The following is an 898-nucleotide window of genomic DNA, read 5'->3' as shown; positions in this document are numbered from 1 at the left end:
AGGTAACGCGAGAACAAGAGATAGAGGATGAGAATCGGCGCGATGGCCAAGGTCAGCGAGGCGAGCACGGCATTCCAATCGGTGACATATTGCCCGATGAACTGCTGCACGCCGAGCGTCACGGTCTGCTTGCCGTCGCCAGGTGACAAAATAAGCGGGAACCACAGATCGTTCCAAATCGGAACCATCGTGAACACGGCGACGGTCGCGATCGCCGGCGTGATCAGAGGAAGGATGACGCTGGCAAAGATGCGATACTCGCTGACGCCGTCGCAACGTGCGGCGTCGCGCAAATCCTTTGGTATCTGCTGAATGAATTCGGACAGGATCAGGATGGCGAGGGGGAGGCCCTGCGCGACGTAGACAAGGATCAGCGCGGTGAGCGTGTTGACGAGGTTCAAATCCACCATCATCCGCAGGATGCTGACGCTGCCAAGGCGGATCGGCACCATGATCCCTATGGCCATATAAAGTGCAAGGATCGTGTTGCCGCGAAACTTGTATTCGGTGAGTGCCCATGCCGCCATCGCGCCGAGCAGGACGATGAGACCGAGCGATACCACCGTTACCGTGAGGCTGTTGAAGAAGTAGAGACCGAACTCGGACTTGGACAGGACCTGGTTGAAACCGATCGTCGTGAACGTGCGCGCGTCGGGGAACCCGAGCGGATCGGCGAAGATCGCGCGACGTGTCTTGAATGCGTTGATGAGAATGAGAACGATCGGTCCTATGGCGAGCAGCGTATAGATGATGAGGGCGATGTGAACGGCGATCCGGCCGGGTCTGACATTCGGTTTCATCGTCGCGCCCTCAGAACGTGTGCCGCTGGAGGCGGCGCTGGATGGCGAAGAGATAGATCAGGACGCCGATCAGAATGACGATCAGCATCGCGGTCGCC

At 58.6% G+C, this 898-nt stretch carries 1 protein-coding gene; it reads right to left on the bottom strand.

Going from position 1 to position 898, the window contains the following annotated elements; all coding sequences use genetic code 11:
* Positions 1-800: carbohydrate ABC transporter permease (locus AC1DT3_RS22800; protein WP_477467440.1), on the bottom strand; the 800-nt coding region annotated here is incomplete at its 3' end.
* Between the last annotated feature and the right edge of the window lie 98 nt (positions 801-898).

It is taken from the genome of Microvirga sp. P4_G7 (assembly GCF_056401005.1).
Note: the sequence above shows the minus strand (reverse complement) of the source record. Positions and strands in the feature narration are given on the sequence as shown.